Annotated in this window: 18 protein-coding genes and 1 tRNA gene; 12 read left to right on the top strand and 7 right to left on the bottom strand. The window is 41.0% G+C overall.

What is annotated here, in order from left to right; all coding sequences use genetic code 11:
• The 8 genes from N3A72_10975 to N3A72_10940 all read left to right on the top strand — a co-directional run.
• Positions 1-77, top strand: a 77-nt coding sequence (locus tag N3A72_10975) for an elongation factor Tu (protein ID MCX7920104.1), incomplete at its 5' end; no start/stop codon positions are given.
• A 74-nt stretch (positions 78-151) separates the two neighbouring features.
• On the top strand, positions 152-301 hold the full coding sequence (gene rpmG / locus N3A72_10970; GenBank protein MCX7920103.1) for a 50S ribosomal protein L33: 150 nt from the start codon (positions 152-154) through the stop codon (positions 299-301).
• Positions 302-386: 85 nt separating this feature from the next.
• A tRNA-Trp gene (locus N3A72_10965) sits at positions 387-462 on the top strand.
• Between the two features lie 137 nt (positions 463-599).
• Positions 600-818 carry a preprotein translocase subunit SecE gene (gene secE, locus N3A72_10960; protein MCX7920102.1) on the top strand — a complete coding sequence of 73 codons (219 nt, stop codon included), beginning with the start codon at positions 600-602 and terminating at the stop codon, positions 816-818.
• Between the two features lie 120 nt (positions 819-938).
• Positions 939-1,469, top strand: coding sequence for a transcription termination/antitermination protein NusG (gene nusG, locus N3A72_10955; protein MCX7920101.1), 531 nt, complete (start codon positions 939-941; stop codon positions 1,467-1,469).
• Positions 1,470-1,523: 54 nt separating this feature from the next.
• Entirely contained in the window at positions 1,524-1,952 is a 429-nt protein-coding gene (gene rplK / locus N3A72_10950; GenBank protein MCX7920100.1) for a 50S ribosomal protein L11, read from the top strand.
• A gap of 79 nt (positions 1,953-2,031) precedes the next feature.
• A complete protein-coding gene (gene rplA / locus N3A72_10945; protein MCX7920099.1) occupies positions 2,032-2,736 on the top strand; it encodes a 50S ribosomal protein L1 in 705 nt (234 codons plus the stop codon).
• A 309-nt stretch (positions 2,737-3,045) separates the two neighbouring features.
• Complete coding sequence (locus N3A72_10940) at positions 3,046-5,352, top strand: ATP-binding protein (protein MCX7920098.1); 2,307 nt, start codon at positions 3,046-3,048, stop codon at positions 5,350-5,352.
• 61 nt (positions 5,353-5,413) lie between these two features.
• On the opposite strand, the gene N3A72_10935 is transcribed toward N3A72_10940, so the two are convergent.
• The 3 genes from N3A72_10935 to N3A72_10925 form a co-directional block, all read right to left on the bottom strand.
• On the bottom strand, positions 5,414-6,328 hold the full coding sequence (locus N3A72_10935) for a radical SAM protein (protein MCX7920097.1): 915 nt from the start codon (positions 6,326-6,328) through the stop codon (positions 5,414-5,416).
• 132 nt (positions 6,329-6,460) lie between these two features.
• Entirely contained in the window at positions 6,461-7,726 is a 1,266-nt protein-coding gene (locus N3A72_10930) for an MFS transporter (protein ID MCX7920096.1), read from the bottom strand.
• 144 nt (positions 7,727-7,870) lie between these two features.
• Positions 7,871-9,109: an endonuclease Q family protein gene (locus N3A72_10925; GenBank protein ID MCX7920095.1), complete on the bottom strand. Its 1,239-nt coding sequence runs from the start codon at positions 9,107-9,109 to the stop codon at positions 7,871-7,873.
• Between the two features lie 308 nt (positions 9,110-9,417).
• Here N3A72_10925 and N3A72_10920 point away from each other — a divergent pair, with 308 nt between their 5' ends.
• Both N3A72_10920 and N3A72_10915 read left to right on the top strand, forming a co-directional pair.
• Positions 9,418-10,200, top strand: coding sequence for an inositol monophosphatase (locus N3A72_10920; GenBank protein MCX7920094.1), 783 nt, complete (start codon positions 9,418-9,420; stop codon positions 10,198-10,200).
• Between the two features lie 36 nt (positions 10,201-10,236).
• Positions 10,237-10,995, top strand: coding sequence for a methyltransferase domain-containing protein (locus tag N3A72_10915; GenBank protein MCX7920093.1), 759 nt, complete (start codon positions 10,237-10,239; stop codon positions 10,993-10,995).
• Positions 10,996-11,035: 40 nt separating this feature from the next.
• Here the strand turns inward: N3A72_10915 and N3A72_10910 are convergent, their stop codons facing one another.
• Positions 11,036-11,296 carry an EF-Tu/IF-2/RF-3 family GTPase gene (locus N3A72_10910; protein MCX7920092.1) on the bottom strand — a complete coding sequence of 87 codons (261 nt, stop codon included), beginning with the start codon at positions 11,294-11,296 and terminating at the stop codon, positions 11,036-11,038.
• 305 nt (positions 11,297-11,601) lie between these two features.
• Between N3A72_10910 and N3A72_10905 the strand changes: the two genes are divergently transcribed.
• Entirely contained in the window at positions 11,602-12,966 is a 1,365-nt protein-coding gene (locus tag N3A72_10905) for a hypothetical protein (GenBank protein MCX7920091.1), read from the top strand.
• 72 nt (positions 12,967-13,038) lie between these two features.
• Here the strand turns inward: N3A72_10905 and N3A72_10900 are convergent, their stop codons facing one another.
• The 3 genes from N3A72_10900 to N3A72_10890 form a co-directional block, all read right to left on the bottom strand.
• On the bottom strand, positions 13,039-14,271 hold the full coding sequence (locus N3A72_10900) for an efflux RND transporter periplasmic adaptor subunit (GenBank protein MCX7920090.1): 1,233 nt from the start codon (positions 14,269-14,271) through the stop codon (positions 13,039-13,041).
• 82 nt (positions 14,272-14,353) lie between these two features.
• Entirely contained in the window at positions 14,354-16,723 is a 2,370-nt protein-coding gene (locus tag N3A72_10895; protein ID MCX7920089.1) for a YfhO family protein, read from the bottom strand.
• Between the two features lie 61 nt (positions 16,724-16,784).
• The gene (locus tag N3A72_10890; GenBank protein ID MCX7920088.1) at positions 16,785-18,374 is read right to left on the bottom strand and encodes a glycosyltransferase family 39 protein; all 1,590 of its coding nucleotides are present in this window, start codon (positions 18,372-18,374) and stop codon (positions 16,785-16,787) included.
• A gap of 240 nt (positions 18,375-18,614) precedes the next feature.
• Between N3A72_10890 and mutS the strand changes: the two genes are divergently transcribed.
• Positions 18,615-21,302, top strand: a complete 2,688-nt coding sequence (gene mutS / locus N3A72_10885; GenBank protein MCX7920087.1) for a DNA mismatch repair protein MutS — start codon at positions 18,615-18,617, stop codon at positions 21,300-21,302.
• Positions 21,303-21,407 lie beyond the last annotated feature (105 nt).

The following is a 21,407-nucleotide window of genomic DNA, read 5'->3' as shown; positions in this document are numbered from 1 at the left end:
AGCAAGGGTTACGGTTCGCCATTCGGGAAGGAGGCCATACCGTCGGCGCAGGCGTGGTCAGCGAAATCATTAAATAAAACAGGAAATACGGATGGTATCAAATTGTCTTTTTCGAAATCAGTCCAGATAACTTTGATTGCACCAATAGATTATGAGAACAGCAATAACCTTAGCGTGTAGTGAATGTAAACGAAGAAACTACCATACAACAAAAAATAAGAAAAAAACGCAGGATAAATTAGAAATAAAGAAGTTCTGTGCCTGGTGTGGAAAACATACTATCCATAAAGAAACCAAGTAAATTTCAAATCCAAAATCCCTAAGTCTAAATATCGATAATGTTAGTCATTACTGTAAATTCATTTGGATTTTGGATTTTATAATTTAGGCCAGTAGCTCTAATGGTAGAGCGCCGGTCTCCAAAACCGGGTGTTGGGGGTTCAAGTCCCTCCTGGCCTGCCAGATAACAAACTTTCGCAAAGTAGCGTAAGATTAACACTAGCGATAATAAACATCTGATATAGGAAATGAAATAGACGCATAGGCATCTGCGGTTAGCTAGAATACAATTGTATTCTAATCGGTGAATATTTATTTTTATGGCAAACGAAACTAAGGAAAAAAAACCGAATATATTTGTAAGAATAAAAATTTTTCTTCGCGAAGTTAAAATCGAATTACAAAAAGTAGCTTGGCCAGATCGAAAATCAGTCGCTGGGTCAACTGGTGTAGTAGCGATATCGGTGGTGATAACTTTGATATATTTATATCTCCTTGATATTGCGTTATCAACTGTATTAACTTACCTGTTTCGTTAATCAAATTACCAGCGAATTCGAATTCTCAGAGTCAGATATATCGGTAGTATAAGTATAATACTATAACCACTGGTTAACGTGGTATAATTCAATTTTGGTTTAGATTTAATCGAGTTAATTATGGCAAAACAATGGTATGTTGTCCACACTTATTCCGGACATGAAAATAAAGTTAAGATGAAACTAGAAGGATTTATTGCGGAAAAAGGACTACAAGAACGAATCAGTCAAATTATTATCCCTATGGAAAATGTTGCAGAGGTAAAAGAAGGGAAACGAGTTACCACCGCCCGGAAATGCTTCCCAGGATATATATTATTAGAAACCGATTTAGATGAAATAACTTGGAAAGAAATTTGGAGTGAAATTCGCAGAAGTATCTCGGGGATAACCGGATTCCTTGGCAATGTTCGTCCGGAAGAGTTCCAGCAAATTAAAGAACTAATGGAAGACAAAGGGGAAAAACCAAAAGCAAGACAAAAGTTTCAGATAGGTGATATGGTTCGTGTTATTGAAGGGAGAAATATAGATTTAGTCGGTAAAGTAGAAGAGGTTGATGAGGAAAAAGGGAAATTAAAAATTGCTATTTCGATTTTAGGTCGGACAGTATCAACTGATGTCGATATTTTACAGGTTGAACGCGTGGTTTAACTTCCCGTTAATACTAAATTTTATTCTTTTCCATGGAGGAGTGTGAAATAATTTATGGCAGCTCCGAAAAAAGTAGTCGCTCAGGTTAAATTACAGGTTCCGGCTGGACAAGCTAATCCGGCACCGCCGGTTGGTCCCGCTTTAGGACAGCATGGAATTAATATTATGGAGTTCTGCAAACAATTCAATGCAAAAACTCAAGGACAGGAAGGAATGATTATCCCAGCAATAATCACCATTTATGCTGATCGCAGTTTCAGTTTTGTCTTAAAGACCCCGCCGGTATCTGTCCTTTTGAAACGTGCGGTAGGTATTGCAAAAGCGTCGGGGGATCCGCTCAAGAATAAAATTGGGAAAGTAACCAAAGCGCAGGTTAAAGAAATCGCCCAATTAAAAATGCCGGATTTAAATACGAGTTCTCTCGAAGCAGCAATGCGAATGGTTGAAGGTACTGCACGGAGTATGGGAATTGAAGTTGTATAAGTGGTTTTGTATTCTGGATAACAAATAATTTTGGGAGGCGACTCGGTTCGCCGCTCGGACCAAAAGGAGAACATAAGATATGAAACGAAGTAAACGGTATCAAGCAATAGCGAAATTGGTTGATCGCAATAAATTATATCAATTAGAAGAAGTTCCTGCTCTCGTGAAAAAAATAGCTACGGCAAAATTTGATGAAACAATTGAACTAGCGTTAAAGCTTGGAATAGACGCAAAACAAGCTGACCAAATGGTTCGTGGCACCGTTTCGTTACCAGCAGGAACCGGGAAATCGGTTCGGGTATTAGTCTTTGCTAAAGGAGAAAAACTTAAAGAAGCGGAAGCAAGCGGTGCGGATTATGCTGGTGCTGAAGATTTAGTGGATAAAGTTAGTAAAGGATGGACAGATTTTGATGTTGCCATTGCTACTCCGGATATCATGCGCGACGTTGGTAAGCTGGGAAAAGTGTTGGGCCCGAAAGGATTAATGCCGAACCCTAAAACGGGAACTGTAACGTTCGAGGTAGCTAAAGCAATCAAAGAGTTTAAAGCTGGTAAAATTGAATATCGAACCGATAAAGCCGGAATGATAACGGTTCCGATTGGAAAAACATCGTTTCCGGAATCCGGGATTCTCGAGAATCTAAAAGCGGTTTTCGATGCGATTCTAAAAGCGAAGCCCGCAGCCGCTAAAGGAACCTATTTAAAAAGTGCAACGGTTAGTACGACTATGGGCCCAGGAATCAAAATTGATGTTGCCAAGATTCCTGCATTGTTAGCTAAATAGATTGTATGATGTAAGGTATGCCGAATAGAAATGAAACCAAATTTCTATTCGGCATTTTTTTTGGTTGCAATTTAATAATCACAGTCGGTAAGGTAAAAAAACTAGAAAAAATAATCCTGATGTGCTAATCTTAAAGGTAGGAAGAACCGAAATTTCACATCCGTTTTATACGGATTAAATACATTTGAAATGAGAACGAAAGAACTAAAAGTGTAAAATCTAAAAAATAAAATACAAATTTTGTTCCTATGTTCTTTCGTTCCACCATTCTTGAGTTAGCATTATTGTGAATTGTTGCATTGATACTCTATGGTCACCTATTTAGGCATAATCCATTTCGCAGTTGAATTCTATGTATTCCTGATATGTTTTTCAATTGCGTTTATCAGCTGGCAGATATATCTTCGGCAGAAGAATATCGCCATGTTATTGCATTCCTTCGGATTTACTGCTATCGGATTGAGCGGATTGATTCATTCAGCCAATTTGCAAGGTGATACGTATCTCGGCATAATGTTTTTCGGTCGGATTTTAGGCTATATATTAATTGCGATTGCGATAGTTCATCCTGACCGAAACTTGATACGATTTCGAGCGATTTTCCCGTCAATAATGTCGCTGCGGAGTCCTTTGTATACTTTTGCTGGGTTACTCTGTGCGCTGATTGCTTACCGAGCTTATACCGATTATAAATCGAACAAAAGTCGTTTCTCTGGGTTCATATCCGTATCGTTTATTCTAATAGCAATCAGTGAATTCCAGTTTGCATTTAGTGCATTGTATGATTTCAATTGGGTACTTGCCCATGGATTTAAACTCCTTGGATTTACTGCGCTTGGTTATTGTTTCATAAAACTTCCACGGTTAAAAATTCAAGATAAACTATATACGGTGCTACGGAATCTAGTTCTATTAACAATCGCCATCGCTTCGGTTCCGATAACTACCGTTCTAATGCAAAATATTGAACTCGAGGTTATCCAACGAACAGAAACGCAATCCCAGCGAATTCTAGAAAGTATTGACCAAGATAAACAACTAGTCCTTGCAAATACAAAATTGATTGCAATAAGCTCCAACCTTACCTCAATGTTAGGAACAAATCGAGAGAAAGAAATACAGCATATCTGCCGAATAATGGAAAAAGAAACAAAACTAGACTTTGTGTATATTTTTAATTCTGACCAGCGGTTAATTGCTCAGGTAACTACCGAGACGTTATTGCGGGGAAGCCCTAATACCTGGTGGTTGATTCGGAAAGCCGCGTCTGGTCAAAGCGTGGTGGAATTATTAGAGGGAAATAACGACCAACTATTGATAGCCGGTGCGGTACCAATTAAGAATCGAGAGCAAATTGTTGGGATAGTAGTTGCCGGATACATTATCAATGATAAATATCTTGAACGAAAAACGAAAAAATCACCGATTGCCACTGCCATATATATATGGAATCGGGCGGTTGCGTCTACAATCCAAGGGCAAAAAATACTATGGTCGGAAGAAATGCCGACCATCGTTAATATGGTTTATGCGCAACGGAAACCATATACCGGCCGAATCGGGAACAATGGACAGCGGGGTTATTATGCGAGTTTTGTGCCTTTGCTAGGGACACATTCCCAGCCAATCGGAATGGTATTTACCGGGATCCCCACCCATGAAATTGAATTCCAGCGGAATAACCTATTAATAATTATCGCCGGGGTAGCAGTATTATTTGTTTTACTAGCTCATTTTATTGCTTGGTATCTAGCGCGTGGGATAACTACCGATTTAGAGTTACTCAGTGCGGCTGCATGGGAAGTGATGCATGGTAATCTGGATGTTAAGCTACCGGTATCCGGCGGAGATGAGTTGGAAGATTTAGCAACAGTGTTTAATGATATGATCGCAAAATTAAAGGAAATCGACCAGTTAAAATCTGATTTCTTCAGTTTTATGAGCCACGAACTCCGTACTCCACTCACTGCAATTCTTGGCGCCGCAAATCTGATTCGCGATGGTATGGCTGGTGATGTTACCGAATCCCAGCAGAAATCACTGCAGTTAATTATTAAAAACACCCAACGGTTAACCCGGTTGATTAATGATTGGCTAGATATTGCAAAAATGGAAGCCGGAAAAATGCCTTTCAATCATCAGGCGGTCGATATGCATCAGTTGATTAACGATACCCTTCTAACTTTTACACCGTTAGCAAAAGAAAAACAGATTGATTTACAGTTTATCCCATTGAGTGAAAAAATAATCCTTCACGCTGACCCTGACCGGCTTATGCAAGTTCTCGCCAATTTGGTCGGCAATGCGATCAAATATACTGGGGAACATGGTAAGGTGACTATTACAGAAGCTATTCGTGAAGTAACCGAGTTCGGTTCATCAGTTAAATATTTAGAAGTTAGAGTTCAAGATACCGGCATTGGAATTCCGAAAGAGCATCTTGAAACAATTTTCGATAAGTTCCATTCGGTTCGTCTCCCACAAGAACATAAACCTAATGGAACCGGCCTTGGATTAGCTATTAGCCGGTTGATTATCGAATCGCATCATGGGAAAATCTGGGCGGAAAGCGAACTCGGTAAAGGTAGTACCTTCATTTTCCGCTTACCAATGTAAACAAAGCAAAAAGCTCTCTCTGTGGAACGGGCGCTTTGTTAGAACTTTGAATTTATTTAAATTACCATTGTTTCCAACCATTAGATAACCCTGCACTACGCATCGCGCGTTCTGCAATAGAATATTCTTCACGGGTTATTCTCCGGGAAAGTTCGGGAAACCGATGCGCTTTATTTGCTGGGAAATATTGGCTCATTAAACTAATGTAGGTTTCTTTCGAAACCTTTTCCGCGATAAACTGAAACACTGCTTTGCTGTCTGCTAATCCGTTTGGCAGAACCAGATGGCGAACCAAAAGCCCGCGATATGCGACCTGTTCAGCATCAAGTTTCAATACACCTACCTGCCGATGCATTTCAATCAGCGCCGTTTGGTTTACCGCAACATAATTTTTAGCGTTAGAATATTTCCGTGCAATTTCATCTCGTCCGTATTTCGCATCCGGCATATAGATATCGAAAATATCCTCCAGCAATTGCAAGGTTGATAGCGAATCATATCCCCCAGAGTTATATACCAGCGGTAGCGACAATCCTTTCCGAACAGCAATAACTAACGCTTCAACAATCTGAGCGATAACATGGGTTGGACTAACGAAATTAATATTATGTGCACCGGATTCTTGCAGTGAAATCATCATATTCGCTAATTGCTCAATTGACACTTCGGTTCCTTCACCTTGTTGACTGATAGAATAATTCTGGCAGAAAACGCAGGCTAGGTTGCAATGGGCAAAAAAGATTGTCCCGCTACCACGATGGCCAGATATTGGCGGTTCTTCCCCGAAATGCAGGTTATAACTCGAGACCACTGGCAACCGACCGGTTTTACAGAATCCTATTTCTCCTTTAATTCGGTTAACCTGACAGTTTTGCGGACAGAGATTGCAGTTCGATAATCGGTTAACTAACTCCTTTGCACGGTCAACTAATTTTCCCGAAAGATATAAAGTCAGATATTTGGGTCGATATACCATAATTTCGGCTGGTTACAAAAATGTTCTATAAGCGGAGAAGAATCGGAATTGAACCGATCAATTCCGATTCCTCTCCACTGTCGCACAGCAATAAAGTTGTTGGTTCTTTCAAGTTGGTAGATATAATTACGGCTACTTTTTTTCCAAGGGAATAGTAAGTACGAATAAAATAGCGGCGATAAACGCTAAACTTGCTCCAAATAAAAATGCTGGGATAACTCCAAATATTTGCCAGATAATGCCCATCAGAAGACTTGCAGGTAACGCGGCAATGCCGATAGCAAAGTTGTAGAGTCCATAAGCTGTTCCTCGGAGTTCGTTCGGCACCAAATCGGCTACCAAGGCTTTTTCCGTTCCTTCGGTAAGCCCGAAGAAAAAGCCGTAGACCGCAAATAGTAACCAGATATGCCATGCCGCTGAAGCATACGCAAATCCGAAATATACCAGAGCATAAACCAGCCATCCAGCGATGATAACTTTTTTCCGACCAATGTTATCGGAAAGTATTCCACCTGGCATCGAACTTACCATTTTAACGATATGCAGAACAACCCAGAGAATCGGTAATAACGCTACCGGAACTTCCAGACTTTTCGCCCGAAGTATCAGAAACGCATCGCTTGAATTCCCTAAGGTAAACAAGATAACAATAACGAGAAACCATTTGAATCGTTTATCAAACGGCTTGATGGATAATGAAATCTTTTTAATTTCAGCGGTTAGTTCTCCTTTAGCAGGCGTATTCTCGCTCTCCGAACGGCGGGAATTCGATTTAGGAACACTTTCTGTAACAAACAGCGAGACAACAAACAATGAGATAATTCCGGGAATTGACGCTAATGCGAACACTAACCGATATTGATTCGGCATTAGGGCAAGTAGACCGAACGCTAACAAGGGACCGAGCACCGCTCCCGCATGATCCATACCCCGATGGAATCCAAACGCTTTTCCGCGGTCAGATTCGGAACAGGAACTGGCTACCAGTGCATCTCGTGGCGAAGTCCGAATCCCTTTGCCGACACGGTCAGCAAAGCGGATTGCTAGAATATGCCAACCTGCGGTAGCGAGCGCAACTAACGGGCGCGTAACCGAAGATAAACTATATCCAATAAAAACGAGTGTTTTCCGTTTTCGCAGTTTATCCGAAATCCAGCCGGAAAAGAATTTAACGATACTTGCGGTAGTCTCCGCTACCCCTTCAATTAATCCGACGAAAGAATAACTTACCCCAAGTATCGTGGTCAAAAATACCGGCAATAACGGATATATCATTTCGCTACTTACATCCGTTAAAAAACTTACGAACCCTAACGCAATAACATTTCCACTTAATCCGAAAATTCCTTTTCTCTTTTTCTGTTGCGGCGTAGTAGCGACCTGACGGAATATTGGCATAGATAGTAAATCATACCATTAAGTGCGATGGGTTATCAATGGCAAGGAAGAGCTTGGCTAAAGTCGGCGGAAAGAAATTTACCCGCAGACTTAGCGAATCCCACGGTGAAAAATCTCTATTTTACTATTCCGGTTATCCGGTTATCAAAATAGGGAGAGCTGGTCAGCTTGAGTTTCGGTTTCTTTCGGGAAGATAGAAATAATCCCATATTCGCCGTCGTAACCTGGCTGGATAGTTAACTGTCCCTTTCGGACTTTCATAATTCCTTCGATAATTTTAGATGGCATTCCGCCACGTTTGAGTTCTTCTTCAGATAAGTCCAGCAGAATATGGAATTCGTTCTGGAAAGTAGACACCAATTGCTGATATTGATTCTGGACTGCAGCGGTTCCCGGTGCTTTTCCAAAAGCTTCAGCAATAATCTCCTCTAACGGAACCAGATTTTTATACGGGATAGCGTTCTGTGGAATAAAACCTTCATTTCGGTCAGCAAGTTGTTCAACACGATACATCACTCCGACCGTAACCGATTTCTTGCATACCGGACAAATCCCGTTTAGTTTCCTCGTTTCTTTTGGTGCAAACCGCTGCTGGCACACCCGATGTCCATCGTAATGATATTTTCCCTCTTCAGGATAGAATTCGATGGTATAGAGAAATTTCGATTTATCTTTCTGTTTAATTGCATCAGTCACTGCTTGATACGAGAGCTCCGGCAGGTCGAATACGTTCGCTTCCCTACCCAAGCGCGTTGGAGAATGCGCATCCGAATTCGAAATCAAGGTTATGGTATCGAGTGCAGATAATCGCCAGTTCATCGCCGGGTCACTGGATAACCCGGTTTCAATTGCATAAATATATTTCGCCTGGTCTCCGAAACATTCTTGGATACTATCGAATCCTGACATTGACCCGAAGATTGAATACCACGGAGTCCAGGCATGCGCCGGGATAACCATACATTCCGATGAGATATCCAGCACTAATTTAACCAAATCTGCGCCGGAAAGTGATAACATTGGCCTTCCGTCAGAGGTTAAACTGCCGTAATTCGATAGTTTCCGATTGAGTTTATCAACGACCTCGAAACTAGGCGCAAAAATCAGGTTGTGCACGCGTTTCCCCACGTTTTTCCAAGTCCAGAGATTAGAAATTTCTGTCGTTAAGATGAACACGGTATTATCGTATTCAAATAAACCATCACCACGTGGTTTCAGCTTCAGTTTCAACGTTGAAAGCCAGACCGGATGCGTGAAATCGCTGGTACCAAGCAAGCTGATACCTTTCCATTTCGCCCATTGCGCCAGCTCGGGGATATCCATATCTTTGCTCGTCGCTCGGCTATATTTCGAATGAATATGGAAATCGACAATAATTCGCATAGGTAACATTCATTGTAGCATAATATCGTTGTAATTTCATGGGAAGTTTTTGCATTTATCTTGGCAATTTAGCGAGAACGATAGAAACATCAGCCTCACAACACCCTACATTGAATAAGACCGACGACGAAAGCTAAACTAGCGTTACTTATTCGCATAATCCTACTGTATAATATATGTTCAAAAAGAAACGTTCTCTACCCAACGTTAGTTGCAGGTGGTAATCTTTAAAGTTAAAACTCTATACCCTATTAGCTAAAGCTAAGTCGAAAAAACCACATCGAAAACGAGGTACTAATAATTTCCGTATGAAAAAGATTATCGAAGTTGCGCTAGCTGCAGCGCAAGAAGCAGGCGAAATCCAGAAGAAGAATCTTGGGAAGATAATTAGAGTTATGTATAAAGGTGAGGTGAATGTCGTTACTGAGGTTGACCATCTCTGCGAGAAAAAGATAACCGACCGGATTCGCCGTTCGTTTCCCGACCATCAGATTCTTGCTGAAGAGGGAACGACCGGTGCGAAAGATTCTCCGTATAAATGGATTATAGACCCACTGGATGCAACGGTTAACTATGCGCATGGACATCCGACATTCTGCGTTTCAATTGGCGTCGAAAAAGATGGAGAAATTATCTATGGCGTAGTCTATGCGCCGATGTTAAATGAACTATTTACTGCAGAAAAAGGTAACGGTGCATTTTTAAATGGAAAACGTATCCACGTTTCCAAAACTCCGGATTTAATTCATGCGCTAGTTTCAACTGGATTTTCTTACGATTTACGGGAAAATCCTGGGTACGATTTTGAAAATTTTTATACTATTTCAATCAACTGTCAAGGGGTACGACGCGACGGTTGTGCGGCATTAGGGTTATGCTATGTAGCAATGGGACGGTATGACGGACTTTGGCAATCGCAACTCTACCCTTGGGATACCGCCGCTGGAACGCTCATGATAACTGAAGCTGGCGGAAAAGTAACCGATTTTAAAGGAAAACCATTCTCGATATATCAACAGGAAATCCTGGCAACTAACGGCGGAAAAATCCATTCCGAAATGATGAATCTTCTCAAAAGCAGGAAAAAATAGTTGTTTCCTAAACTCAAATGAAAGTTAATATTCACTATGCTAGATGCTAAATTTAAAATGAAAAGTGAATATTACGACGCAATGATAGACTGGACTGCTCGGTTAACACGCGAATTGCCATTCTATCAACAGCTATTTACGCAGTATAAAGTTAAAACCGTACTCGATTGTGCCTGTGGTAGTGGTCGGCATGCGGTAGCGTTTGCAAAACTTGGCTTCGAAGTTATCGGCGCTGATATCAGCGAACCGATGTTAGAACAAGCTCGAAAGCTCGCAAAAAAAGAACGGGAAACGGTTGAGTTCGTTTATGCGGATTTCAAGCGGTTAACCGAATATATCCCTTGCAGATTCGATGCAATCGTTTGTGTTGGAAATTCACTGGTGCAACTACAGAATCTTAAAGAATTGAATACTACGCTTCAAGAGATGCACGATATCCTTAATCCGAACGGGATACTGATTGTTCAGATATTAAACTTTCAACGATTGATGAACCAGAATATTACACCGATGCCATTGCGTACAGCGAAAGTCGATGGGAAAGAACTTTTATTTCTCCGATTATACAGTTTCCCACCCAGAAAAGCAAATCTCGATGTGTTCACGTTCATCAAACAGCAGGGCAAATGGGAGATGAACCGGCATACCACCGAACTTCTGCCGTTAACCAAACCGAAGTTGCTTCACTCATTACACACCGTTGGATACCGCAAACTTAAGTTCTACGGCGATTTTACCTTCTCACCATTCAACGAGCAGGTTTCTTCAGACCTTATATTCGTTGCACACCGATAACCTGCAAATTTGCGGTTGTTTTATTCCAATGGATACGCTTCTATGGGGCGATAACCTTATATACCACATCGTGTTCTCGCGCATGGTCAATAACTTTTATCCCGATAGTTTGTCCTTTCGTCGCAACTTGTACCGGTTGATGTTCAATTTGCATCGAATCTACTTTCTGCGTGAAATCGCTCGTATGCCCTTTAATGTGGATTGTATCTCCGACTTTCAACTCGCCGTCCGTAATATTAATTCCCGCAACCTGCGCTTTACTAAAATAATGCGTTACTACCCCGATTTTTATTTCTTCCATTGTTGATTCACCTCACTTCCCATAAAATCATTGAGTGGAACCTGGGATACTGCTAAAATTTTTGATTTTGATTATACCATAAAAATATGTTTTTTACCTTAACGGAGATATATATTATTCGCATAGAGTTATACCGCTCTCCACAAACTTATTTTTTCCATTTGAATGCAGATGGTCGAATTTCGCTGTTGAACTCAACCCTACTGTAGATTTTATGACTAAATTATTTGACATTATTAGAGAAAGGGTGCTATAGTATATACGTAAATTAACGTGTGCATTATTTGAGAAAGGGGGGATAATCAATGTTCAAAAAGATAATAATTTTAAGTGGTATCCTGCTGTTATCAACCTCGTTAGCTTTTTCAGCGAAGTGGTCGTTATATAAAACTTTTTATGTGGATACCACGATAACGCCCGGCGTTAGCTATATGTGGTTAGCTGCAGATGCGAATAACAACCTGTACGCATCCGGATTTAATAGCAACGCTACTCCTACTCCAATTCATTTCTATAAAATCAGTAATTGGTTGGCTGGCACCCCAACATTTCTCGCATTCGATACTTCAACCATGGCAATGCCACAATATCGTGGCGGATTAGGGATAGCTGTTGATGCGGATGGGAATATCTACGGTGCGGTAGAAACTGGAGCGGCAGCGTCGAGCTACTATAAAATCTGGAATCCGAGTTTAGCGGAAATAACGACGGTGCTAAATCCATCAAGTGGACGTCCGACTGGTATTGCTGTAGATAATGATACCACCAATCCTAAAGGACGGCACTTATTCCATGGTGATTTGTTAAATGGAAAAATTCGCGTGCGGAATATGCTCGACCAATCTATCGCCGGTGGTGCAACATATGACCAACTGAAACCAGGAACCTATCCACGTGATATTGTAATTCAACCGATTGCCGGAACAGATACAATCTATAATCTATGGGTAAATCGAAGCCGGGATATTCTTCGATTTAATAATGTTTCCGGTCGCGCAATCGAAGCGGATATAACCAATATTCTGCAGTATGCATGTGATACTATTGTAGATAACGCTGACCAGAACGCTTCCGGACTTGGAATAGCTTATGATAATGTTAAGAATACGGTCATCTATTCCGGCGGCAGTTTAGTAGGAAGTGGTATTGGACATACGATGCAGATAATCAATGCGACGACTGGCGCGGTCGTGCAAGTACTCGGCGTGCCGGACGAATCAGGAAATGACGATGCTCATTTCAACTTCCCATCTGATGCAGTGGTGGTAACCGCTAGCGGGAAACGATACTTAGTTGTCAGTGATTATGGTAACTGGAGAATGAAAGTGTATTCCTCCGCAATTCCTGTTACCCCGAATACACCTAAAGCGATAAATCCGGGTGGGTCTGTTCTCATTTCAGCAGATACAACCAATACCGTCGGAACCATCACCTGGACAATGAGCACAACCGGATTAGGGCAATTGAGTGCTCTAACTGGACCAGAAGTAACTTTTACTGCCCAAACGGGAAATATCTCCGGGACGTTAACCATTACGGCTACGGATGAAGAAGGTGATACTGGTACCACCGCAGTGATTACGATTACTCCGACTTCAGCGCCATTGATTATAGAGGATAACACTGCGATTGCACCACGTTTCGTTCCGCTTGGCGAGCTGTTTGAATAAAGAGAGGTTTTTCCGGTAGAAGCTGAGATATATTTACAGGCGTTCTAAATCTTGTTAGAACGCCTTTTCTTATTATGACGATACCCGCACCCGAGCTCCGTCTCGGAGTTTATCAAGTTCAGTTCGGGCAACCAGTTCATTTTCTTTCAATCCGGATTTGATAGCTATATATTCTTCATTCCCGGAACCGATTTCGATATATCGTTTCCTGGCAAGACTACGTTCGATAACATATACATAGGATTTATCACCCTCACGTAACACTGATTCTACCGGGATATAAATAACATCATTCTGATTATCTACCTGAATATCAACGTCCGTTGACATACCGATACGCAAGGGAACATCAATCCTAAGCAATTTAAGTTTCACCGCAAAAGTTATCCCTTTTTCTTTCAAATCAGTGGTCTGGGTCGCGATACGGGTTACAATTCCATCAAACACTCGGTTCGGATAAGAATCCATGTATACTTTCGCTGGCATTCCGACCCGAACTTTACCGATATCAGTTTCATCAACATTGCAGGTGACCTGAATCGTATTCATATCCGCAAGGAATAATAATGGGGCTCCTGGGATAATTGTCTCTCCTTCATCTACAAGCTTTTGGGTAACAGTTCCGGAGAACGGCGCATAAATTTGTGTATTATTCAATTGCGCTTGCAACTGTTCAAGAGTAGCTTTTATTTCTTTCACACGCGATTCTGCGGCAGCGATATCTTCATTTGTAGTACGCGATTTGAGTAACCGCAACTGTTCTTGAGCAGATTTAACTTGTGCTAGCGCAACTTCATATTGCGCTTGTGCAGTATCGAACTGATGCGCACTGATTGCTCCATCCTGATATAACAGTTGCATCCGCTGATAGTTTTTCTTAGCCTCATCTAAACTCGCCTGTGCAGCGTTGAGCTGCGCTTCCGCAGCAGCAATTTCTTCTGCTCTCGCACCGCGTTTAACAATCGCTAAATTCGCTTCTGCACCTTGCAGAGCAGCTTTCGCTTGGTGAAGTTGTGCGGTTAATTCTGCGGAATCAAGTTGAACTAATAGTTGCCCCGATTTAACCAGGTCACCCTCTTTCACTTTCACTGCAAGAACTCGACCACCGATTTTGCTGCTCAATTTCACTTTCGTATCAGCTTCAATCGAACCGGAAGCGGAAACAAATGTTATTAAATCGCCTCGTTTAACCGTAAACGCTGCGATTACTATCGGACGGTTCTTTTTCCAATAAATTGCAAAACTAAATAAAACTGCAAGGAGAAGCAGGATAAAAACTATGAATAATTTACTGCTTAATTTCATAATACATTAATGTACGAAGGATCTGCGGTAAACCTAATTTGTCTCCTTTTATCTCACGCTTCGCGTTAAAACTCGGAGGTACTCACTCCAAAACGAAAACGGAGTTACAAACTTTTTTTCTTGTATACCTTGTTACAATCAATTTTATCAATAAAACCATGCTCCATGCTAGGAAACTTATCAACGAAACCAACTTGCCTAAACGAAACGATAACGGTTGATACCTGAACTGTATCTGATGTTTTCCTGGCTCCAATTCTACTGCTCGGAATATCTCTTCATACACCACCATCGCTTTCTTTTTCCCATCAACGGTAACCTGCCAGCCGGGATAAGCGAGTTCACTTAATACTAACAATCCCGTCGAATTATTCGATACACTTACTTCAATTCGGTTTGGGGTATATGTTTCGATATTAATTTCGGTTCTAACGATATTCTCTTGTCGCTGGTCGTGAACAAAATATGCGCGCGGGATAAACGTTTTATTCTGGTATATTTTCAATCGGTCATAAAACACCAAGTCTAAATTCGGGTCGTTCACCTCATTGACGGTTAAAATGTATTTAACATTTAATCGGGATAACATTTGCCAATCACATTTTTCTATTGACGGGATATAGAGAAGTCCCCCTTGATATGACCGTTGCGGGTATCCTTGCATTCGATTGATATAATCAACATAACTCCGTAAGGTTACCGGGTCGTACCCTCGTGTATCATAGATTTGATGTAGCATCGGTCGGTTCGGGCGGAACTCCGCAGTCGGACCGGTTTCCGTCGTATGCATCCAGGAGAGAACCTCATCTAGACAAAGAATGCGATAATAGGTATTATCTGATTTCAGGAACTGCACTTCCGGCGAATTGAAATAATAATTCTCGGCAAATTTTTCTGCTTTATCCGTGGTGATAAACCATACATCGAACGACCATAAATCGCCTAATAAAACTACTATCGGTAGAACTTTTAGATACCAAGTAGCTGTTTTACTTCGCCAGAAAATATAGAAAATACTGCTGGAAATTAAGAATAAACCAAATCCTTTCCATAGTGTATTGATAATGACCTGGAAACGGTTGACCATCGCATCCTGCGGAATCAATGCGGCTAATTGTTCTTTCGGTACCGAGGGTCCATAAAACTCGGATAAAGAAGCTATCTCATTTTGAAATAGCGTGATGATTATGTCTCGTTTAAATGAGTTAAGCACTCCGATAGTTAAGACAATGATTGTTCCTATGAAGCATAAAAAGATAAGATACTTTTTAAGCTCTTTCTTCTCTTGAGCAAACTCAATCAGATTATGTAATCCTATACCGCTTAATATCGCAACTGCAAATGTAACGAACATTAACCACCGCGCTGGACAGCGGAATAAATTGAATCCAGGGAAATAATGGTAGAACAGCCAGTAGAATGGCGTATGCTTCCCGCAGGCGAAAAGCAACGCAATTAGTCCAATTAAAGAAAATAATATGGTCATTTGCGTTCGCCTGGTTCGATAAACTGCATAAATGCTTAGAAGCAGCGGTATTATCCCTAGATATCCAGCGGTTTCAGTGAACCCAGCCAACCCACCCCAGAAAGTATTATCTAGCGGGCTTCCTAACAGCATTGGCGCGAAAAAAAGGAGAAGATATTTCAGCGATAACGAAGCAACGGTTGCAAGTTCATATTGAACGCCACCGGCGCGAGTTGCGGATAATTGGGTTAATTCCCAAGCAGGTATCATCTGGATTGCGGCGAGTGTTCCTGCAACAATACCTCCGGCAATAAACGTTATCCACGGGTACATGAGCGGTTTAAGTTTTCGCTCAGACTGCCATTGAAATACTGTATAGCCAAATAAATAGATACCTAGCGCAAACAAGGTATAATAGGGAACTTGCGGATGACCACATAGAAACTGCATCGCGAGGATAATTGATAGGAAAAGAAATAATATACTTTTTTTCTCACTGATAGTTTTTAAGAATAAATAGAAAATGAACGGAATCCAGGCGTATCCATTAATCATCGTTGAATGTCCAGCGGATAACCGAACAAAGATAAATCCGCTGAACATAAAAACGCTTGCAGAAAAGATGCTTGCGGTCCGGTTCAAATGCAGATATCGCGCCAGAATATAGGTAAACAGTCCCGATAAGAAAATATGCAAAATTAACAGGATACGAAAAGCATTTGCTGGTGAGGTGAAAAAGAAAACCATATCTAACGGATAGAAGATACACGCTTGAAAATTCGCGATAAACGGATTACCACAGAAGGTATACGGATTCCAGAGCGGTAATTCTCCAGCTTGAACCGATTGGACTAAAAATGTTTTCCAGGGATAAAATGCGTTCACCAAATCTAATCCGGAAAAATATTCGTTGTTGATGATTATTTTCCCAAAGAGGAGTAAAACTAAAATTAATAATATACCTATTGCAAACCAATCTTTTTTCATATTCATCGTATGTATCGAATCGCAACGAATTGTATGAACATCTCTACTGAACCAATCGCAATCATTCGGAAGAATCGTTACGTTTTTCTATCCGCACGATAATGGTTATAAACTTTTGTGGGAAATATTTAAATAGCATACATGCCGGATGGCTGGTGAACGGTGGAGATACCATAATATCCGGAAGTAATGGAACCGTTTGCGCGAGCGATTGATATATTTTACTAACCTTATACCGGCTCTGTAAAAAATCTAATTCACCGACTATATTGCCATAAACATTATGGAGTACAATATAGTCTCCTGGTAGCACGTGTTCCCGCGTTTCGAGATTATACGGTTCAACGTTCAATCCTGACCAGAATTCGAGTTTCAAGTTATCCATTCCCGGACGGTAGAGTTCATTTCCGAAAATTCGTGTATCTTTCGGAATCTGTGATTCTTTCAACGCAATTGCCGCACGTTTTATATCTCCGAAAGTATCCCGCTGAAGATAAAGTGAAAATAATGAAAATATAAGGCAACTCATCATTGTAATAACGACAATGGTTTTTTTAACTCGCAACCCTTTTTGTCTTTTCTCTGCATGCTCTGCATTCTCTGCGGTAAATCTAGTTATCCCATACGCTGCGAGTATCAAGAAAAATGGAAATATCGGGATAAAATACCGATACTGGAACGATTCAAATGGTGAATGGATAATGAGCCAAACGACAAAAAGATACATAAAGATAATATTGAATTGGCAAACCGCAGAATCGGTACTTTGGAAAAAACCAGTTTTGCTTTCTGTTCGTCTATTCACCCATTCACCCGTTCTCTGATTCATTGTTATTATCCCATAAATAAAAAGGCTAAACACTAGGTAAGTTAGTTCATACGGGATATAAAGAACAAATGATTCTGCCATGGTTAGATATGACATTATACTAATCACCCAATTTTCACCGGTTCGTTCAGCATATTGCCCGATATGGCCAAATCCGCGCGTTCCTACCCACCAGATGAGAGAAAGCCAAGGAATAATTGCTACACTTGCGTAAGATAAAATTACTCGGTATGGGATACGTGGTACGTCGGACTCAGCTGTATCTAAGAAACCACGACGAATGATATATACAGTTTGGAGTAACAATGGCGGAATGAGTGCAATCCCTTGATATCTGGTTAGACTCGCTAATCCGGCAAAAAACCATGCGAAAGATAAATTTCGGATGTCGGATGTCGGTTGTCGGATGCACAGAATAAAATAGATGCTCCAGATAAAAAACAGGGTAAACAACGAATCCGTCATAATCCGAATATGCCATCGCCAGATTTCAGGCGAGATGGCAAATAACATAGCGGCATAGAATCCGGACTTGGCATTAAACAACCGTTTTGCAATGAGATATATCGGGATAATGCTTAATGTCCCGGCGAGCATCGAGACCAATTTAGCACTGGTCTCTAAATCACGAAATATTAGGGTAAATAGTTGAATCAACCAGGAATATAACGGCGGATAAAACGTATTCTCTTTTGCCGTAGTAAACAAGGTCATCTGGATGATACCATCGGTATACTCGCCAGCGTTCCAGTGTAAGAAAACCAGGCGTGATGCAAGAGTAAATAACAGAATTATCAGCAGAATTTTCTTTTCTTTATCCATAATGTTAAATTAAAATCTTACCATAAAGGGATAAAGGATTAAAGTATACTTCATTATAAGATATAATAAATATAAATAAATCCGAATATCGAAATCTAACCTCCTGAATAATACACCGATAAACAAACTGATAATCGAAAAACAAAATTCGGTCTTTAGGTGTTTCCGTTTTCAAGTTTTTATGGTTATCTTTTTGCTTCGATATTCGAACTTTGAATTTCGAAATTAGGTCTAAACGTTATGGAACAGTTTACTCCGTTAATGCGGCAGTATCATCAGCTGAAATCCCAGCATCCTGATGCAATTCTTTTATTTCGGGTAGGCGATTTCTATGAGATGTTCGGCGATGATGCAATTCTCGGTGCCAAACTGCTGAAACTTACGCTAACGAAAAAACATGTTGGAAAAGATCAAACAGTTCCGTTAGCTGGAGTGCCGCATCATGCGGTTAATGCTTACCTTGCGCGATTAATTAAACAGGGATGCAAAGTTGCTATTTGTGAGCAGATGGAAGATCCGAAATTCGCGAAAGGTGTGGTGAAACGGCAGATAGTCCGAGTAGTTACTCCCGGAACGGTTCTTGAAGGCAGTCTGCTTGATGAAAAGATTAATAATTATCTTATCGCTATCAACCCTAAATTTGATGCTAACCGGATCCAGATAGGATTCGCAATAGCGGATTTATCTACGGGCGAATTTTTGGTAACCGAATTTACTGATACCCCTGATTTGATTAAACTTAAGACTGAACTAGAACGGTTATCACCTCGGGAATGTTTGCTACCCGATTCGTTATCTAAGCAAAGTCCGATGTTCGGACTTTGCTCCCAGCAACCAGCACTGACGGTTTATCCATATCAGGAATATCAATTCGCTTATGATACCGCATATCCGAAACTGACCGCACACTTCCAGACAACAACCCTGAAAGGATTCGGTTGTGAATCGTTACAACTAGCTGTTGGGTCAGCCGGCGCTATTCTTGCCTATCTGAAAGATACCCAGAAAACGGAGTTATCCCATATAACTTCAATAAGAACCTATTCTACGGAAGAATATCTTATCTTGGATGCTACCACCAGTCAAAATCTAGAATTATTTTATACCCAGCGGGAAAAATCGAAATCCGGGTCGCTTTTAGGGGTTATCGACGAAACAATAACCGCAATGGGTGGACGGAAACTACGACATTGGCTTAGCCAACCTTTATTAAATATTGAAAAAATTAAAGAGCGACAGCACGGGGTTCATTTCTTTTATCACGATCATACCTTGCGCCGGAACTTGCGTGAGTTATTAGATAACATTTACGATTTAGAACGGCTTCTTGGTAAAATCGGTTGTGGCGTGGCAAATGCTCGGGATGTTCTTTCCCTTAAAAAATCGTTAGATATAGTTCCTGACATAAACAAGGTACTGACGCAATGTATTCCGCGCAAAAATATTGGAATAGATGAATCGCCCCCTTCCCTTTTACAGCAAACTATAAATTCCCTCGACGATATTCCCGAACTGCGTGATTTAATTCATCGTGCGATTGTTGATGACCCACCGTTATCGGTTAAAGAAGGTGGTTTGATTAAAGATAACTATTTTCCGCCGTTAGATGAACTGCGGGAAATTAGTCGCGGTGGCAAAAATTGGGTCGCACAACTGGAAGCTCGCGAACGCGAACGAACTGGAATAAAATCGCTGAAAGTTAAATTCAATAACGTTTTCGGATATTATATTGAGGTTACCAAACCGAATCTTGCTTTCGTTCCTGCGGATTATGAACGGAAACAGACTACCGCTAATGCGGAACGGTTCACCACTCCGGAACTTAAAGAGTGGGAATCGAAAATTCTCGGCGCTGAAGAGAAAATGGTTGAAATGGAATATCAGCTATTCAGTGAAATACGGGAGAAAGTTATTGCGCAAACGAAACGTATCCAGCAGACCGCAGATGCACTCGCATTGCTTGATGTTCTATCAACGTTAGCGGAAGTTGCGGTCAGATATGATTATTGTTTACCGGAATTGACGGAAGAACCGATTATCGAAATTAAAGATGGCCGGCATCCGGTTATCGAACGGTTCCTGCCGGAACAGCAATTTGTTCCAAACGATACCTATATTGATACCAACGAAAATCGGTTATTGCTGATTACCGGACCGAATATGGCAGGGAAATCAACCTACATCAGGCAAGTAGCATTAATCAGTTTACTAGGTCAAATCGGGTCGTATGTACCGGCGAAATCCGCTAAACTCGGGTTAGTTGATCGTATTTTCACGCGGGTCGGTGCTGCGGATAATTTACTTCGTGGCGAATCAACCTTTATGGTTGAAATGAATGAAACGGCAAATATCTTGCATAATGCTACATCTCGTAGTCTATTAATTCTAGATGAAATCGGTCGTGGAACCAGTACCTTTGATGGCTTATCAATCGCTTGGGCAGTAGCAGAATATATTCACGATATGGTACATGCGCGAACTTTATTTGCTACCCATTATCATGAATTAACCCAACTCGCTTCAGTTCTAGCTGGGATGAAAAATTATAATGTTGCGGTTCGTGAATGGAACGAAAAAGTTATATTCTTGCATAAGATTGTTCCTGGCCCTTGCGATAAAAGTTATGGAATTGCTGTTGCCCGATTGGCTGGACTTCCGCTCTCGGTTATCCAGCGTGCAAAAGAAGTTCTGTTCGATTTAGAAAAATATAGCCGAACTGCGAAAGAAGAACTCGCGGCAACCCATCCGGAAGTAGGAACGAAATCGCCTCAGCCGGAAATGGTCTCCGGAATACAGTTATCGTTCTTCGATTTCGTTAGCCATCCGGTTGTTGACGAACTTAAATCGCTCGATTTATCGAACTTAACTCCTCTCCAAGCGTTGCAGAAACTTCAGGAACTGCAGGAAAAAATAAAACATAAACCCTAATCTACCACCAAGGCTCCAAGCATATTTATTTTTTACATTTTAATGATCCTCTTGATGTCTTAATGCCTTGGTGGGTAGAATTTGACTTGACAATTCCCCTTATTG

Source organism: bacterium, assembly GCA_026416715.1.
Taxonomy (GTDB): Bacteria; UBP4; UBA4092; order JAOAEQ01; family JAOAEQ01; genus JAOAEQ01.
Note: the sequence above shows the minus strand (reverse complement) of the source record. Positions and strands in the feature narration are given on the sequence as shown.

What these genes read in the sequence shown, in the direction of transcription:
- rplK (MCX7920100.1), top strand. Translation starts at nt 1,524, where the DNA reads ATGGCAGCTCCGAAAAAAGTAGTCGCTCAGGTTAAATTACAGGTTCCG.
- N3A72_10935 (MCX7920097.1), bottom strand. Translation starts at nt 6,328, where the DNA reads ATGGTATATCGACCCAAATATCTGACTTTATATCTTTCGGGAAAATTA.
- N3A72_10890 (MCX7920088.1), bottom strand. Translation starts at nt 18,374, where the DNA reads ATGGATAAAGAAAAGAAAATTCTGCTGATAATTCTGTTATTTACTCTT.
- N3A72_10940 (MCX7920098.1), top strand. Translation starts at nt 3,046, where the DNA reads ATGGTCACCTATTTAGGCATAATCCATTTCGCAGTTGAATTCTATGTA.
- N3A72_10895 (MCX7920089.1), bottom strand. Translation starts at nt 16,723, where the DNA reads ATGAAAAAAGATTGGTTTGCAATAGGTATATTATTAATTTTAGTTTTA.
- mutS (MCX7920087.1), top strand. Translation starts at nt 18,615, where the DNA reads ATGGAACAGTTTACTCCGTTAATGCGGCAGTATCATCAGCTGAAATCC.
- N3A72_10915 (MCX7920093.1), top strand. Translation starts at nt 10,237, where the DNA reads ATGCTAGATGCTAAATTTAAAATGAAAAGTGAATATTACGACGCAATG.
- N3A72_10900 (MCX7920090.1), bottom strand. Translation starts at nt 14,271, where the DNA reads ATGAAATTAAGCAGTAAATTATTCATAGTTTTTATCCTGCTTCTCCTT.
- N3A72_10905 (MCX7920091.1), top strand. Translation starts at nt 11,602, where the DNA reads ATGTTCAAAAAGATAATAATTTTAAGTGGTATCCTGCTGTTATCAACC.
- secE (MCX7920102.1), top strand. Translation starts at nt 600, where the DNA reads ATGGCAAACGAAACTAAGGAAAAAAAACCGAATATATTTGTAAGAATA.
- N3A72_10925 (MCX7920095.1), bottom strand. Translation starts at nt 9,109, where the DNA reads ATGCGAATTATTGTCGATTTCCATATTCATTCGAAATATAGCCGAGCG.
- N3A72_10920 (MCX7920094.1), top strand. Translation starts at nt 9,418, where the DNA reads ATGAAAAAGATTATCGAAGTTGCGCTAGCTGCAGCGCAAGAAGCAGGC.
- rpmG (MCX7920103.1), top strand. Translation starts at nt 152, where the DNA reads ATGAGAACAGCAATAACCTTAGCGTGTAGTGAATGTAAACGAAGAAAC.
- N3A72_10930 (MCX7920096.1), bottom strand. Translation starts at nt 7,726, where the DNA reads ATGCCAATATTCCGTCAGGTCGCTACTACGCCGCAACAGAAAAAGAGA.
- N3A72_10910 (MCX7920092.1), bottom strand. Translation starts at nt 11,296, where the DNA reads ATGGAAGAAATAAAAATCGGGGTAGTAACGCATTATTTTAGTAAAGCG.
- nusG (MCX7920101.1), top strand. Translation starts at nt 939, where the DNA reads ATGGCAAAACAATGGTATGTTGTCCACACTTATTCCGGACATGAAAAT.
- rplA (MCX7920099.1), top strand. Translation starts at nt 2,032, where the DNA reads ATGAAACGAAGTAAACGGTATCAAGCAATAGCGAAATTGGTTGATCGC.